The organism is Campylobacter troglodytis, from assembly GCF_006864425.1.
Taxonomy (GTDB): Bacteria; Campylobacterota; Campylobacteria; order Campylobacterales; family Campylobacteraceae; genus Campylobacter_D; species Campylobacter_D troglodytis.
The window spans coordinates 13,799-29,479 of sequence record NZ_QHLI01000035.1 but is presented as its reverse complement, the minus strand read 5'-3'; the positions used below and the strand labels follow the sequence as shown (position 1 = coordinate 29,479).

Below are 15,681 nucleotides of genomic sequence, written 5' to 3'. Positions count from 1 at the left end.
AAATGAAAGTGAAATAAAACTTATAGAATCTAAATGAGATAAAAGCAAAAATTCTATTTCATACCCACCCCCTAAATCCCCCTCCGCAAAGGAGGGGGAATCTTTGGATTCCAACCAAAAGTCCCCCTCCCTTGCAAAGGGGGATTTAGGGGGTGGGTAAGTTTGTTTAAGTTTTAAGAAAAATTCACAAGGCAGGCTCGTCTTTCGGCGATAAATCGCTTTTAACAAACTTCGCTAGAGCGCGTTCGATTCTAGTCTGTGTCCGCAAAAATCATTTTCTCATCTAAAATACTTCGTGCGTGGAAACGCTTTGATTTTGGCGTTTAAAAAGTTGAATTTTGTGATTTTTTTTGATGGAAAATTTAAGCTTTCGTTTGAATTTTCACGCTACGCCGTCATTGCGAGCCGACAAAGTCGGCGTGGCAATCCATAAAATTCAAATAAACCCTTGAATTTTGTCATATTGAGCGTAGCGACCCAGCGGATTACAAGGCGTAAGCCGAAGCAAAAATATCTCTTTAAGGCTTGAGATTTTTCGCCTTTTTTTCAAAAGGCTCAAAATGACAAGTAATCCGTCATTGCGAACCGACAAAGTCGGCGTGGCGGCTGGGGCGAAGCGGTTTTTGCGTAGCAAAAATGTGTTACGAGCGCGTAGCACGAAGTAAAATCCACAAATTTCAGGCTTTACCTAAATTTGTCATATTAAGCGTAGCGACAGGGCGGGTTGCAAGGCGGTATCCAAAGCAAAAATATCCATAAATTTACGCTTTAAAAAAGCGTGAAAAAGCCCCTCATTGCGGAAGGGGATTTAGGGGGTGGGTCGTCATTGCGAGATGTCGCCTAGCAAAATCGTGGCAATCCATAAAATTCACAAGCCAGGCTCGTATTTTAGGCTTTTAAATTCGGCTTGGTTCGTCTTTCGGCTAAAAATTACTTCTATAAGGCTCGGCAGACGCTACGCCTTTAGTCTAGCCTACGCCTTGCATAAGCGATTTTTCGCTCGAAATACTGCACCTTGATTTAAAATTCACGGAAAATTCACGCTTTTAAGCAAATTTGTGAATTTTAGCACGAAAAAAGCGTGAATTTTCGCTTGAATTTTAAGCAAATTTGTGAATTTTAGTGTGAAAACACTGAATTTTCGCTTTAAATTAAGCGTTTTTTATGAATTTTTGCGTGAAATTCATAGAAACATTTGAAAGCCCCCTGCCGTGTGGAGGGGGTTTGGGGGGAGGGTATTTTGCCTTATCAAAAAGTTAAAATTTAAAACAAAAGCCTAAAATTTTGTCATATTGAGGCTTTGAAAAAGCCGAAATATCTTGTAATTCAAAAAGAGCTTTTTCTCTTTCGCTCAAAATGATAATGTGAGGCTTGAGATTTTTCGCTTTCGCTCAAAATGACAAAATAAATCAAACTTGCTTAAATTTCATTTAAAATTTAAGCCCACTTCATCATTTAAATCTCACTCGCTTGAATTTAAATTCAAGCCTACTTCTTTCATTTTCCATATTCTGTATTCCGTAATCAGTCTTCTATAATCCGTCCTCCGTCCTCTGTATTCTGTAACAAAAATTCCTCTGCCTTGCGAGTGGGCTTGAAACCGCAGACAAGTCCCCCTGCCGTGCGAGTGAGAATTCACAAGGCAAGTCCCCCTCCCTTGCGGAGGGGGATTTAGGGGGAGGGTCGTCATTGCGAGACTTGACGAAGTCAAGTTGTGGTGGCTGGGGCGAAGCGGTTTTTGCGTAGCAAAAATGTGTTAGCAGACGCGTAGCACGAAGTAAAATCCAAAAAAAATTCAGACAAAAACCTTAAATTTTGTCATATTGAGGCTTTGAAAAAGCCGAAATATCTCGTAATTCAAAAAGGGATTTTTTTGCTACGGCTACGCCTTGCAACCCGTTGGGTCGCTTTCTGCGAAAGCTCAAAATGACAAATAAATCAAACTCGCTTGAAAATCCCATTCCCTTGAAAGCGGAAATTCACAAGGCAAGTCCTTTTGCCGTGCAAAGGAGGATTTAGGGGGAGGGTCGTCATTGCGAGAATTTGCGTTAGCAAATTCGTGGCAATCCAAAAAAAATTCAGACAAAAGCCTAAAATTTTGTCATATTGAACATGTGCTAGTATCTTTATTCAAATAGTTTGAGATATTTCGGCTTCGTCTCAATATGACAAAAATTCTAAAAGACTTCTTCGTTTGCTACGCAAACTCACAATGACAAAGGCAAAAATTGCCATACTAAGTGCTACAAAGTATCTTAAAACGAAGTTTTTTTGACAAATGATCTTTATCTGACAAAGTGTAGTGCATTTAAAAAACGATCTTTCTTCTGTAAAGCAATAAGATCTTTTGTAAGCGATCTTTCTACTATAAAACATAGCTTCTGTGTAAAACAAAGCTTCTTTTGTAAATCCCAACTTCTTTAACAAAACAATCTTTCTTTGGCAAGGCATAGTTTGTCAGTAAAACGAAGTTTTTTAGACAAGAACCTTTTGCCTACCTTGATAAACTAAAAATAAAGCTTCTTTTGCAAATTTAAACTTCTTTAATAAAACTATCTTACTTCGCTAACATAACAAGGCTCTACAAAAAATCGGCACTATTTAAAAGCATTAAATTATCAATTAGCTTAAATTTTAATAGATAAGGCTACATAAATTTTAGCTTAATGCTTTGTGAATTTTTAAGTTTAAAAGCTAGGCAAAATGCAGTAAATACACAGCGCACAAAACCAAGGCCACCCCAAAGATACCTATGGGCTTTAATTTTTGTTTAAATAAATAATACCCACCAAGCACAGTCCCAAGTATGCCAATGGCTCCCCAAAGCGTATAAGCAACAGGAAGTGCCATACCAAGATCAATGGCAAAGGCAAGACAGATAAAGCAAAGATCCACAAAGATCAAAGCCCAAATACCCCACAATAATTTCTTAAAGCCATCTGATCTTACAAGTGCCAAATTTGCCAAGACATCTAAGAACCCAGCAAATAAAACCAAAATAAAGCTCATCTTTACCCCCTAAAACTTCATCCAAATTTGTATATTTTTTTGAGCCCTTCTTTGTGGGTTTAAATTCACGCTTGGCTTTATTTTGCTTTTTAAGCTATTTTTAACCGTGCCTTCTTGTGAATTTTTTAGCTCATTTTTCACATCTTCTTCTTTTGCAAGCTGTGAATTTAAAGGATTATCTTTTAAGGTTTGCAAAGGCTTTTGTTTTGAAGCTTCCTCAGCTTTAAGCTCTTTTTCTTTTGAATTTAAAGGGCTTTCGTCCTCAGCTTTTGAATTTAAAGTAATGTTTTGTGATAATTTAGCTTCTTTTGAGCTTAAAGAAGAGGGCTCATTAACTGTGCTTGTTTCTTTTGAATTTAAGTCAGGGTTTTTTGCATTAAGGCTTGAATTTAAATCAGCCTCTTTTGAATTTAAGATATGTTGTGTCCCTTGTTTTGCAAGATCCTTGTTTGAGCTTTGAGCTAAACTTTGCAAGACTTCACTGTTTTGCTTAAAAGGGCTTAGATCTTCTTTGTGAGGGTGTGCTTTGGTTTTATTATCAAACTTAGAGCTTGTTTTTATTAAGCTAGCCTTCTCGTCCTCATCTTTAAGCGAGGACTCTTCTTGCTTTTGTGAGTGATCGCTGTGATCTTCTCCTAAGATTATGCAAACTATACCTGTAAAGCCTATGATGATGCCAAGGTATTGAGCTGTGCTTAAGGTAGGGGCAAAAAAGATAAGACTAACTAGCAAGACGCCTATGCCACCCACTATCTCCCAGGTAGCATAGGCAACCCCAACTGCTATTTGACGCAGGGTAAGAGACATCAAAAAATACGACAAATTTATAAGTAAGATTAAAAGTAGCTTTGATAAAATAGGCCTATCCTTAAATACCTCAAGCAAGCTTAAACCCAAAATTTCAAGTGCTATAGCAGCCATTAGCATAAGCCAGGCCTTTAACCTAAACATAACCGTCCTTACAAAAATTTGGCTAAATTTAGCCTAAAATCGTAAATAAAATTATGCCTTTGTAAAATAATTAGCCCTGCTAAAATCAATTCTTTGCAAAAAAGCCTTTTAAGCTTAAAAACTTGCTTAAAATTCAATTTTTATGCAAATTTACAAAAAAAAAAAAAAAACGAATTTAAGCTATAATTTTAGTTTTATTTCAAAAAAGGAGAGTATATGCTTTGGGGACAAAAAATTCCAAATTTTGCCTTTAAAGAAGAGGATTTAGAGCAGCTTGATTTTCAAATTGAGCTTAAAGAAAATGAGCTTTTTTTGCATTTAGTTAAAGACTTAGAGCTTGAATGCTTACATATAGCTGGGCTTAATGAAAAAGAGCTTTCAAGGATAAAGATCTTTTATGAAAATGTAAGTGCATCAGAGGACTTGAATTTAGACAAAGAGCCAAACTCAAATGAAGGCTTGAATTTAAAGCAAGACGGCGAAAAGCTTAAAGAAAATGAAACCTTGAATTCAAAGCAAGAAGATCAAAAGCTTAAATCAAACAAAGACTTAAATTCAAGCTTATCAAATAAAGAAGCCTTAAATTCAAGCCCTTACGAAAAGGGCACGGTTTCAAGCATAGACACAAAATTTTCAAATTCGACATACAGAGCTCAAAAGCTAGACAGTGAATTTATCCCCTTTGCCACTGAAATAGGCGAGTTAAATGAGAAAAAACTTATTCTTTTTCACTCCAAATTTAAAACCAAGCTACTTAGACTTGATCTAAGTGAGCTAAAAGAAAATGAGCAGTTCAAGGATCTTGTAGCTAGTATCTTGCAAGAAAAGGACGCATCAAACATAGCCTTTGACAAAAAGAATGCTGATGCAAAGGACTTTGACGAAGCCATCCTTAACAAAAGATCTTCTGATAATAGCACCTTCATTTCAAGCTCTGTTTCAAGCTACGATCAAAACTACAAAGCAAATTCAAATCCTTGGGCAAAAGACAAAGTAAATTTAAATTCTTATTCAAAAGCAAACCCCCACATAAAGCTTTTCAAAAGAAGACATCACATACTAATGGCTACTCGCTTTGATGGCTTTGGGGCGAGGTTTTGTAATCTCCTTAATGCCATGTATATAGCAAGGGCAAGTGGGCTTAAATTTGGGCTTGTTTGGGATGAAAGAAAGCCAGCGGATCTTAGTAAGGATGTGTATGTGCCTCCCATTGAGAAGGTCTTTTCAAAGCAGTTTTTAGCCAAACACTCCTACACAGAGGTGGCACATTCTAGCTATGAGCTTCCTGTGGTTAGGACACTCAAAGAGTTAAGTGAAGGCTCAAAGAGGGATAAAAACTGGGGCTTTGTGTGGAGTGATGGGCATATCTTTGATGAGGAAAATACCAAAAAGCATCTTATACATGATCTAAACTATGAGGAGTATAGATCTAGCTTTGTAAAAAGCTTCAAGGAGCTTGATTTTAGCGAGGATTACAAAGAAGTGATGGCTCACGCAAATGCAAAGACCAAAGAACTTGGAGGCTTTCTAGCCTTTCATGTTAGAAATGGGGATGCAGTAAAATCTGATAATTGGAGAAAGACTATGTTTCCAGGTGTAATTATGCGAGTCTTTCCTTTGGAAATACTCTTGCACTTAGTTGAAGCTAATATAAAAGAACATAACTGTGTGATGTTTGGAGGTGATGCTGAGGCTTTGGGTATGATTAAGGACAAGGTGTCAGGCTTTAAGGACAAGCTCTTTGTATCTGCTGAGCTTTGTCCTAGCTCTTTTAGTAGGGATCAAAAAGAGTTCTTTGACTTTTATCTAATGAGTTTAGCCTCTAAGATCATAAGCCCAGAGCTTTCAGCCTTTTCACTCATACCCTCACTGGTGGGTGAGGTTGAAAAAAAGAGCTTTTTAGAGCTTTTAAGCCCTGCTGAAAACACAGAGCTCATAGAAAAAAATCTTAAGATCTTGCCAACAGATCATTTGTATAAGGCCTCTTCTATTGCCTATCTATATAAACTTGCCCTAATGATGAATAAAACTTATGAGGAAAAAAAGCAGATCTTACTTCGTGCCTATGAGTATGATCCTGCTAATCCCTCCTATGCAAACACCTTGCTTAAAGAAGCCCTTGCCTTAAAGGATTTAAGCGAGCTTGAAGCTTGCGTGAAATTCTTTGTATCAAGGAAGTTAGATCTCTTTATAGAAGGACTAGTGCATCCATCCTACAAGGACATACCAGCAAAGTTAAAAGAGCTAGAATTCAAAGCTGCGCCTTATCTTAACTTCACCCTTGCAAGTCTGTATGAAAGAGAAAAAAACGCACAAAAAACTCTAAGTTTGTATAGCCAGGCTCTGGCAGGGGATCCCACAAATGCCCTCTTTGCAAGCTATCTTACAAACTATCTTTTAAGGCAAAATGAGGCTTTAAATTCACAGTTTAAAAATCTTCAAAGGCAAAATGAGGCTTTTGAGCCCTCAGCCACGCAAAGAACAAAAAACTCCCTTGCTTATAAGCTAGGAAAGCTAATCATAACCCACTCAAAGAGCCTTTTTGGCTATATGACAGTGCCCTTTGTGCTTGCTTCTAGCTATCTTAAACACAAAAGACAAAAGAGGCTTTTAGAGGATCTAGCTAGTTTGTATCCAAGGTTTAAACTTAGTGAGTTTAAAAAGCTAAAAGATTATAAAGAAGCCAAGGAGCTTAAAAATCATCTTAGCTACAAGCTTGGATCTGCCTTGATAGAGTGCTTTAAGGGAAATCCTCTTGCTACCCCCTTTAAGCTTTTTCATTTTAGTTTTTTTAAGGCTAGAAAGATAGCAAAGAAACATAAAAAAAGCTATGCTCCTTGAAGATTTAAATCTAAGATCTGCTTTGAATTTGAAGTTCTTGTGAGTTTGATCTTTTTTGCAAAAAGGGCTTGAATGGGTGTTGATTGAGCTGTGAATTTTAAGTTTTTTGTGGATTTTAATGAATAAAAGGGTGTTGAAAGATTTTTTTCACAAGCTGTGAAGTTAAAGTTTTTCATAAAAAGGGTTTAAAGGGACTATGATTAAGATAAAAAATTGAAAGACATTTTTGCTGTGAATTTTAAGTTTTTTATAAAAATAGCTTAGATAAGGGGCTGAATTTAAGAGGCTAAAATTAAAATGTTGCAACTTTGTAAAATTCAATTAAAATTCAGCTCTTGCAAAGGGGATTTTGGATTTGTAAATTCGGCTTTTGTAATGGGGGTTTTGATTAATTTTGCTTAAAACGAAGGGCTTTAAAAGTATCTTTTAAAAGAGGTGTGAGTTTTCTACATAAGCTTGTTATTTTAGCTAAAAAATTTTGTTTTATAAATAAGCTAGGCTTTGAGCTTTCACAAAAAGCAAAGAAACTTCATTCTTTGTCATTCCTAAGCCTTACGAAGAATCAAAAGCCTTCCTTTGTCATTCTAAGATAGCAAAGCGAGCGAAGAATCTCAAGCACCACTTTGTCATTCTGAGCGTGTGTTAAGTATCTCAAACTCCACTTTGTCATTCTGAGCTTTGCGAAGAATCTTAAAGCATAGCTTTTTTAGAAAACGAAGTTTCTTTGGTAAAACATAAATGTTTAGAAAGAAGCTATTTTTGCCTTGGTTTTTGCCCAACAATCCGACAAATCGCTTTTTTACGCAAATTCAAGATGACAAGTTTATAGGGCAAATCAAACTTCTTTTAAACAAAGCCCTTGAAAAATTCAAACAAAACTTGGTGTTTAAAATTTGGATTTTAAGAAAATTTTATTATAATGTTTTAAATTTTATTTAAGGAATAGCCTTGAAGATAGCAAATTTTGACACAAAAGATGAAGTTTTTATCGTAGCTGAGCTTTCAGCCAATCACGCAGGAAGCCTTGAAACAGCACTTAAAAGCGTGAAAGCTGCCAAACAAGCAGGTGCAAATGCCATTAAAATTCAAACCTACACAGCCAAAAGCCTTACCCTTGATAGCGACAAGGATGATTTTATCATCAAGGGAGGATTATGGGATGGTCGTAAATTATATGAGCTTTATGAGGAGGCAAAAACCCCTTATGAGTGGCATTCTCAGATCTTTGAAGCAGCTCAAAATGAGGGACTGATCTGCTTTTCAAGTCCCTTTTGTGAGGAGGATTTAGCCTTTTTACGCCGCTTTGATCTACCACTTTTTAAAATAGCATCCTTTGAGGTAAATGATGAGAATTTTGTAAGGCTAGTTGCAAGGGAAAAAAAGCCAACCCTTGTTTCAACGGGCATAGCCTTGATAGAGGAGCTTGAAAGGGTGGTTGAGATCTTTAAAGAAGAAGAAAACAAGGATCTAATGTTTTTAAAATGTACCTCTTCTTATCCAGCCCCTTTGGAAAGCCTAAATTTAAAAGCACTTCTTAGTTTAAAAGAAAGATTTGGCGTAGAACTTGGCCTTAGCGATCACAGCTTTGGCTTTATAGCCCCTGTAATGAGTGTAGCCCTTGGTGCAAGGGCTATTGAGAAGCATTTTGTGCTTGATAAGAGTATTAAAAGCGAGGACAGTGCTTTTTCTTTGGACTTTGAGGAGTTTAAGGCTATGGTTAAGGCAGTTAGAGAGGCTGAAAAAGCCTTGGGAAATGGGGATCTAAGCCTTGATGAGCTAGCCTTGAAAAACCGCATTTTTGCTAGAAGCCTTTATGCGAGTAAGGACATAAAGAAGGGTGAGCTTTTTAGCCCTGAGAATGTGCAAAGTGTAAGACCCAATTTTGGCTTAGATCCTAAATTTTACAGTCAAATTCTAGGCAAAAGGGCAAAAAGAGATATATTTTTTGCCCAGCCCTTAAAAGAAGAAGATCTTGATTAAGGGCTTTTAATTTAGTTTGCGTTTAAAAAAGAAAGAAGCTTGTAAGCTTGTATTAAAAGATCAACATTGTTTAAAATAGCCTTTAAAAAACATCCTTGAATTTATAGGGTTTTAAATTCAAAAATTCGCTTTTTAAAGTCTTTAAAGGCTTGAATTTTTAATTGTAAAGACAAGTTGCCCTGTAAAGTTCTTTTAAAAGAAGCTTAAATAAAATTAACTTGAATTTAAAGGCTTAAACCTAAGATCATTTAAAAGTAGCAAGTTAAATTTAGCTTAATTTTATCTTAAATTCAAAGTTAAAATTTAATCCTCATCGCCCTTAAAGGCATTGTTTTTGTAAATAGAAAAATAATAAAATATAAAATAAGCAAAGCTAAAGCACACGCAAAAAGCAGGTAAAATGATATAAAAAAGCTCAAAATTCAGCCAAGAAAAACTTGCAAAATAAAGCACTAAATAAGCCAAAATCCCACGAAGAAGGGCTGCTAAAAAAAGAGCGACAAAGCTTAATCTCGTCCCCAAAGAGAAGATAAAAATTTGATTTTGCGTGTGTTTGAGAGAAACGGTGTTAAAGATAAACAAAATGAAGCCTAGCAAAACAAGCAAATTCAAAGCGTGAGTGGCAAAGCCAAGATAAGAAAGATCAAGCAAATACACAAAGCCAAGCCCCACATAAACAAGGCTTAAAGCCAAAAACAAAAGATAGAGTATCAGGGTATAATGCGTCCTAAAAAACACGCTATAATGCCAGCTTGAAAGGCGTGATAAAAGCGAAAATCCCACACCAAAAGCCAAAAAAGCGTTTAAATTCGCATTTTTATCCCACAAAATAGCCAAAATCAAGGCAAAAAGCAAAAAACAAGATATGTTTTTAAGCACAGCATTTGGCAAAAAACTTAAATTTGGATTTGACAGGCTTTGCAAGGCATCATTTCCAAGCACCAAACTCACCCTAAAACTCACAACAAGCGTAGCCAGCACGCAAAGATGGATGTAGGTATAGTCTAAATTGAGCTTAAAATCTAAATTTTTAAGCAAGGTTAAAACAAAAATCCCACACAGCACAAGCACAAGGGAAATGTTTTTTGTGTTTTTTGATTTAATGAGCCAAAAGCAGGCTTTACAGAATAAAACGCACCAAAAAACGCTCATCAAAAAATAACCAAAGCCCCAAAAGCATTCAATCAAAAAAGCACAACACAAAAGCACAAAAAGGCTGATACTCAAAGGCTTTAAAGAGCTTTTAATCTCACACCAAAGAGGCAAAGCCGTAAGCAAAAAGCCAGCAAAAGCCGCACCCATAAAACTTTGCAAGAAGATAAATTGATGAAACATTATAAAAAGACCGGGCTTAAAAATTAGCCCCAAACAGGCTAAAATAGCAAAACAAGCAGCACTCATAAAAAAAATCCTAAAAGGATGAGCAAAAAAGCTACTCATAATAAATCCTGTCTTTAAAATGCTCTTTCAGCAAGGCATTGATGAAATGCTCGTCTCTTTCTTCAAAGTCTTTTTCTATACACAAACTTTTTTCAAGCTGCATAAAATGTGGCTTTAAAAAGTAAATTTTATCGCTTAATAAACAGGCTTCAAAGGCATCGTGAGTTACAAGCAAGGCAGCACAGTTTTGTTTTTTCACCTTTTGGATGAGTGTTTGAAGCAAAATTTTCTTCACATAAAAATCAAGCCCAGAAAAGGGCTCATCAAGCAAAAACAAGGGCGCATCATAAGCTAAAGCCCTGATAAATGCCACCCTTGCGCGCATCCCCCCGCTTAACTCGCTTGGATATTTTAAAGCATCTTTTTCATCAAGGCAAAAGAATTTAAACTGCTCTAAAATCCACTTTTTATCGGGCTTTGACATAGTTATGGCTACATTTTCAAGGGCGTTTAAATTTTCAAACAAGGAATGTTCTTGGAAGACAAAGGCTGATTTTTCGCCTTGAATTTGTCCAGATTTTGGCTCTAAAATACCAGCTATACACCTTAAAAGCGTGGATTTACCGCACCCACTTGCTCCAAAAAACGTGATAAGCTCGCCTTTTTTAAGGCTTAGATTAAAATCTTTGATAATCTCACTTTGAGCGATTGTATAATTTAGCTTTGAAATTTCAAGCATTACTTTCCTTAAATTCAAGTTCAATTTAGCATTTTTATAAGACTTTTAAAATTCACAAAAGCACGCATTTCATTTAAGCCCTTTCAAGCCACGGCAAAAGCGTGATTTTAAGCACCTTGATTACAAGGGCTTCAAAGAGCAAGATTAAGCCCACCATAAGCATAACAAAGGCTAGAATTTGCGTGCTATCAAGCAAATTCCTTGCATCGCTTATCCTTGCACCCACCCCGTCATTTGCCCCTAAAAGCTCAGCCATTATCATTATTTTAATGCCCATAGCAAAGACTATGCTTAAATTACTGAGTAAAAAGGGTAGCATTGAGGGCAGATAAAACACCCTTAATCTTTTCAAAAAGCCAAAATGATAGGCTTTGCATACCTCAGCTAATTTATCATTTAAACTCATCACACTTACAAAGCTAGCCCCAAAAGATAGGGGCAAAATGGTAATAAAGCAAGTAAATACCACGCTTACAGAGCCTATGCCAAACCAAAAAAGTGCAATCACCACCCAAACAATAGGCGCAATGCCTTGCAAAATATCCACAACAGGCTTTATGAATTTCGCAAAGCTTTTGAAATTTGCTGCCATTATGCCAAGGCTAGCCCCACAAAAAAAGCCCAAACTTATGGCTATGAAAGCCCTTTTTAGGCTAAGAAGTAAAGAGCCTTGCTCATCTTTTAAAAGCTCAAAGGCTCTTTGTAGCACCTCAATGGCACTTGGAAGGATAATAGGGCTTGTGAAATGAGCTGCAAATTCCCAAGCTCCCATAAAAAAACAAATCACACCCAAGGTATGAAAGGCACTAAAAAAATGCTCGCTTAACACAATAAAAACATTTCTTTTGAGCCTAATGCCATTTTCAAGTATCATAAAAACAAGCCTTTATCAGGCATTTTGCCGCCTAAAAATTGAGGATTAAGCGAGTAGATGACTTGATAAAAACTCATTAACTCATCCACCATTTCACTTGCCTTAATCGCCACTAAATTTGCATAGGGTAAAGCAAGCTTTATGGCTGGCTCTGGGGCTGGTAGATACCTTGCACCAAGCGTTGCGGCACTATCTTGATTTGACTGTATCCATTTGAGTGCTTTTTGTAAATCCTTGTGTAAAAGCTCGAAAAAGTCCTTGTTTTGCTCGTAAAAGTTACCTTTGACTATAAGTCCAGCTTGAGAAATTGTCGTTCCAAAGCCCTCTTTCCAAAGTGCTTGTATGTCTATTTGTCTATGCACTACAAGCCCATTTTTCTTTGCCATTAAATTTAGAGCTGAGGCTAGAGGCTCCATTACAAGAACGGCGTCAAATTCACTTTTAGTGATGAAAAGCTGCACGGCTTGGGGCGGGTTAGGCGCGTAGTGAATTTTTATCTTATTTATATCCACCTTGAATTTATCACACAAAGCCTTTAAGATGATGTCTGGCAAATCATTTTTAAAAGGCACGATGAGGCTTTTGCCTTGCAAATTTTCAAGGCTTTTTATGGAGCTATCCCTTGTAAAAATGTAGTTTAAGCCATTTGTGAGTATGTTAAGCACCTTGACATCAAGTCCTTGATGGGCTAGATTTATGCCTACATTTGAGGGTGCTGCACTTAACACAAAGTCCCCACTTGCAAAGCCAGCTCTAAGCTGATCAGGGCTTTTCCATACCGCAAATTTAAACCCCTTAATCTTTCTTGCCTCCCCTTGATTTGCTGCAAAAGCAAGGGGCAAGGAAATTAAAGCAGGCGCACCCCAAAGTGTAAAATCCTCTTTGCCAAAAGCTAAATTTGGCAAGGCTAAACCTGCCAAACCAGCTAAACCTAGATTTTTACTTACCTGTAAAAACTCTCGTCTTTTCATAATTTATCCTTTCAAATTGTGTTTTGTTTTAAAATCATTTCGTGTCAATTCTCATCTAAACTTGCCATTAAGCCTTTTTAATGAGTATTGAGGTTCTTTTACTTACACTATGTTAAGCACTTTGCTTACACTAGGTAAGCACTTCGCACTCGTTATTCTCATTGCAATAAGCATTTAATTTTGCTAAAAATTCAACGCCCTCTTAAAAAACCTTCTTTTTAAAAACTTTTTAATCCTTTTTTAAAATAAGATCTTAAAATTCAAAGCTACTGTGAATTTATGTTTAAATTTAGCCCTGTGAATTTTGTAAAAATTCACAAATTTTGCTTAAATTCACAAGGCTAAATTCTAGCCTTAAAAATTGCCGTGAATGCTGATATAAAATGTCCTGCCCGGCGCATTGATAATAGCCGTTGGCGCGATAGCCTCCACATGCGAAGCACTGATATACTCGCTATACGCTTTGTTTAAAACATTATCTACCCCAAAACGAAGTCCTATTTTATCATATATACTTAGCCCAGCGTATATGTCAAGCACGGCAAAGCCAGCCTTCTCTCTATCTATGCCAAGTCCTGTGGCAACGCTATCATCCCTTCTTGTTTGCTTTGCAACTGCTCTTAAGGCTGAGCCTACATTGAATTTACCAAAAAAAGCATAGTCCTCATAGTCTAAATTTAGCTGGGTTTCAAGCGGGCGAATTTGATATAAGGGACGTTTGTCCGTGTCATTTTCTCCCCAGCTATACCATACATTGAATTTCACACCAAAATTGCTTAAAAAATTATAGGCAAAATTTGCGTTGGCACTAAAAATCCTTGCATCTACATTTCGTGAAATGATATGGCTTCTATAAAAGGCTTGCTGCTGCGCATTAGCAGCATTTTCATAGCTTCTAAATCTATCATAAAGTATAAACTTATCCACAAAATCAGCCATCACATAGCCACCCAAGCTAAATGCGTTTTCATCGTAAGCTGAGTTCATATAGCTTTTAAAGGATTGACTTTTTATCTTTGCCTCGATTTTCACTCTGTTGTGACGTTCTGGTTCTAAGAAAGGATTGCTTACCCAAGCCTGAGCGTGTGCTTGGGCTTGCTGTGCATAAGGTGCTGTCGCAGCTGCTGCAGGATTTATGGAGACAAAGCGTTCATCATTACTAGCTATCCTTTCTATGCTTTGTAAATTCAAGCTGTAATTTTGGCTTGAAGAGGGCTTTAACTCGTATTTGAGCGAGGCTGAAAGGGCGTCTTTTTTGATATTTTTGCCAAGCCTTTGTCCGTAGTGCATAAACCACATATTATTCGCTGTGATTTGCGTTGCGCCATTTTGTGCTACCACGACATCTTTATCCTTAATGTCTGCTATGCTATAATCATAATGAAGCCCTAAATTCAAGGCATTCATCTCGTTAAAATCAAATTTAAGGCTCTCATAAAGGCTGATTTGATTTACCAGCACATTTGCAAAGCGGTAGCCATTGTGCGTAAAATCACTAGCACTAGGCTGTTTCATAAATCTTTTTGCTAGATGAGTGTCGTGAGTGTAAATCACGCCAAATTCATTGTGTCCTTTTTGCCAGGATATATCATATTTTGCATTTATATCAAGTATGTTTCTATCAACCTTCATCTTGGTTCTAGCACCACTATTAGTTCGCAAGTCAAAATTATTCGCCTGCCTTGAAATGTCCCTATACATCGCACTTAAATTCAAGGTATTGTCTAAATTTTCCTCGCCTAAACGATAATCAAACCTAAAAATATATCGATTTGTTTGTATTGCATCCATTACATAATGAGGCTGCTTATCATCACTTATCTTATCAAACAAAAAGCTAAATTTAAGCTCATTATAAGCATTTGGCACGAAACCAAACATAGCGTTTGCGCCCGTTCTTTTGTAGCCAAAATTTACCTTATCGCCATTGCCGTCCTTGTAGGAATTTGCCTTTGTGTAATGTGCATTTAAAGCCCCATAAACCTTGCTTGCCCTGAATTTGCCAAGCAAGGTGCTGTAAGTAGAATTACCATAAAGCCCTGTGCTAAAATGAAAAGGATTAAAGGCTTTATCAAGGGTGTTTGTAACACTGTGATAGCTTCTATTTGTAGCGTCAAATTGATTTTCTAGCTTGTGAGAGAGCGAATTCATAGGCGTTATAAGCGGTGGCGGAGAAAAGGAAATCAAAGCCCTTGTTTGACCTGGCGAAGCCAAATCCTCAGCCACAACGCAACTTGCACCAAGAACAAGCACCAAAAGTGCAGATTTTTTATAAATTTTTTTCAACATAAATAAAAATCCTTTTTATAAATTTTATCAAAATTATAAAAACATTTTTTATTAAATTCATTGATTTGAGTTAATTTTGTAAAAAATTAAAGAAGTGATTTTAGTGGGTATTTTTATGAAGGATTTTTCAAAAAGCGTTCATCTTTATGAATTTTATACCAGCAAAGCATTTTAAAGCCTTGTTTTAAAACTAAATTTTTAAGAAACCTTTCTTGCAAACTTATATTTTTATTGAAATAAACGATAAGCTTGGCTTTCCAAGTTTTAATTTAGGTTCAATTAAGCTTAACGAGAATTTGGCTTATCTATTTTAATAGATTTTGCTGTGAATTTTATTCTAAAATTTCTCTCTTAATCTTGTGTTTTTTAAGTAAAGGATAAAATTTTCTTTTTTAATTTCGTCAGCTTTGGCAGATTTAAATTACACAAACTTCTACTACGAGCTTGCAAGAGTACTAAGCAAAAAAATTCACAAGATCTTTAATGTGTTTTTACCCATTTGCAAACTCATTTTCGTTATGCTTTATCATATAAGGAGCTTTTACTCCTTCTTGCAAAGTTGCAAGACGCGTAGAATGAAACAAAAATTCACCAAGCCATCATATGCTTTGAAACCCTTATGCAATCTAAGCTTTGCCAAGCTTTGT

15 protein-coding genes are annotated in these 15,681 nt (G+C 36.3%); 3 read left to right on the top strand and 12 right to left on the bottom strand.

Translation table 11 applies throughout. From position 1 onward, the window contains the following. Together DMC01_RS08125 and DMC01_RS08120 are read right to left on the bottom strand one after the other, a co-directional pair. The coding region (locus DMC01_RS08125; RefSeq protein ID WP_142693743.1) for a hypothetical protein at positions 1-228 on the bottom strand (228 nt) is incomplete at its 3' end. A 208-nt stretch (positions 229-436) separates the two neighbouring features. Then, entirely contained in the window at positions 437-658 is a 222-nt protein-coding gene (locus tag DMC01_RS08120) for a hypothetical protein (protein ID WP_142693742.1), read from the bottom strand. Positions 659-815: 157 nt separating this feature from the next. Between DMC01_RS08120 and DMC01_RS08115 the strand changes: the two genes are divergently transcribed. Further along, the gene (locus DMC01_RS08115; protein WP_142693741.1) at positions 816-1,019 is read left to right on the top strand and encodes a hypothetical protein; all 204 of its coding nucleotides are present in this window, start codon (positions 816-818) and stop codon (positions 1,017-1,019) included. A 443-nt stretch (positions 1,020-1,462) separates the two neighbouring features. Here the strand turns inward: DMC01_RS08115 and DMC01_RS08110 are convergent, their stop codons facing one another. From DMC01_RS08110 to DMC01_RS08095, 4 genes are all read right to left on the bottom strand, one after another. Continuing rightward, the gene (locus DMC01_RS08110; protein WP_142693740.1) at positions 1,463-1,690 is read right to left on the bottom strand and encodes a hypothetical protein; all 228 of its coding nucleotides are present in this window, start codon (positions 1,688-1,690) and stop codon (positions 1,463-1,465) included. Between the two features lie 470 nt (positions 1,691-2,160). After that, positions 2,161-2,427, bottom strand: a complete 267-nt coding sequence (locus tag DMC01_RS08105) for a hypothetical protein (protein WP_142693739.1) — start codon at positions 2,425-2,427, stop codon at positions 2,161-2,163. Between the two features lie 267 nt (positions 2,428-2,694). Then, the gene (locus DMC01_RS08100; protein WP_142693738.1) at positions 2,695-3,009 is read right to left on the bottom strand and encodes a DMT family transporter; all 315 of its coding nucleotides are present in this window, start codon (positions 3,007-3,009) and stop codon (positions 2,695-2,697) included. 9 nt (positions 3,010-3,018) lie between these two features. Then, positions 3,019-3,960, bottom strand: coding sequence for a DMT family transporter (locus DMC01_RS08095; protein WP_142693737.1), 942 nt, complete (start codon positions 3,958-3,960; stop codon positions 3,019-3,021). 216 nt (positions 3,961-4,176) lie between these two features. Between DMC01_RS08095 and DMC01_RS08090 the strand changes: the two genes are divergently transcribed. Beyond that, positions 4,177-6,801 (top strand): hypothetical protein, encoded by a 2,625-nt coding sequence (locus tag DMC01_RS08090; protein WP_142693736.1) that lies wholly within the window; start codon positions 4,177-4,179, stop codon positions 6,799-6,801. On the opposite strand, the gene DMC01_RS08085 is transcribed toward DMC01_RS08090, so the two are convergent. Further along, entirely contained in the window at positions 6,789-6,977 is a 189-nt protein-coding gene (locus DMC01_RS08085; RefSeq protein ID WP_142693735.1) for a hypothetical protein, read from the bottom strand. The genes DMC01_RS08090 and DMC01_RS08085 overlap by 13 nt on opposite strands. Positions 6,978-7,749: 772 nt before the next feature. Here DMC01_RS08085 and pseI point away from each other — a divergent pair. Next, a complete protein-coding gene (gene pseI / locus DMC01_RS08080) occupies positions 7,750-8,781 on the top strand; it encodes a pseudaminic acid synthase (RefSeq protein WP_142693734.1) in 1,032 nt (343 codons plus the stop codon). Positions 8,782-9,084: 303 nt separating this feature from the next. Here pseI and DMC01_RS08075 read toward each other — a convergent pair whose 3' ends face one another. The 5 genes from DMC01_RS08075 to DMC01_RS08055 form a co-directional block, all read right to left on the bottom strand. Next, positions 9,085-10,221, bottom strand: coding sequence for an NnrS family protein (locus DMC01_RS08075; RefSeq protein WP_142693733.1), 1,137 nt, complete (start codon positions 10,219-10,221; stop codon positions 9,085-9,087). Further along, positions 10,214-10,900, bottom strand: a complete 687-nt coding sequence (locus DMC01_RS08070; protein ID WP_142693732.1) for an ATP-binding cassette domain-containing protein — start codon at positions 10,898-10,900, stop codon at positions 10,214-10,216. The genes DMC01_RS08075 and DMC01_RS08070 overlap by 8 nt, the downstream gene beginning before the upstream one ends. Before the next feature lie 73 nt (positions 10,901-10,973). Beyond that, positions 10,974-11,774, bottom strand: coding sequence for an ABC transporter permease (locus DMC01_RS08065; RefSeq protein ID WP_142693731.1), 801 nt, complete (start codon positions 11,772-11,774; stop codon positions 10,974-10,976). After that, positions 11,771-12,745, bottom strand: coding sequence for an ABC transporter substrate-binding protein (locus DMC01_RS08060; RefSeq protein ID WP_142693730.1), 975 nt, complete (start codon positions 12,743-12,745; stop codon positions 11,771-11,773). Before DMC01_RS08060 ends, DMC01_RS08065 begins: the two co-directional genes overlap by 4 nt. 354 nt (positions 12,746-13,099) lie before the next feature. Beyond that, positions 13,100-15,034 (bottom strand): TonB-dependent receptor, encoded by a 1,935-nt coding sequence (locus tag DMC01_RS08055; protein ID WP_142693729.1) that lies wholly within the window; start codon positions 15,032-15,034, stop codon positions 13,100-13,102. Between the last annotated feature and the right edge of the window lie 647 nt (positions 15,035-15,681).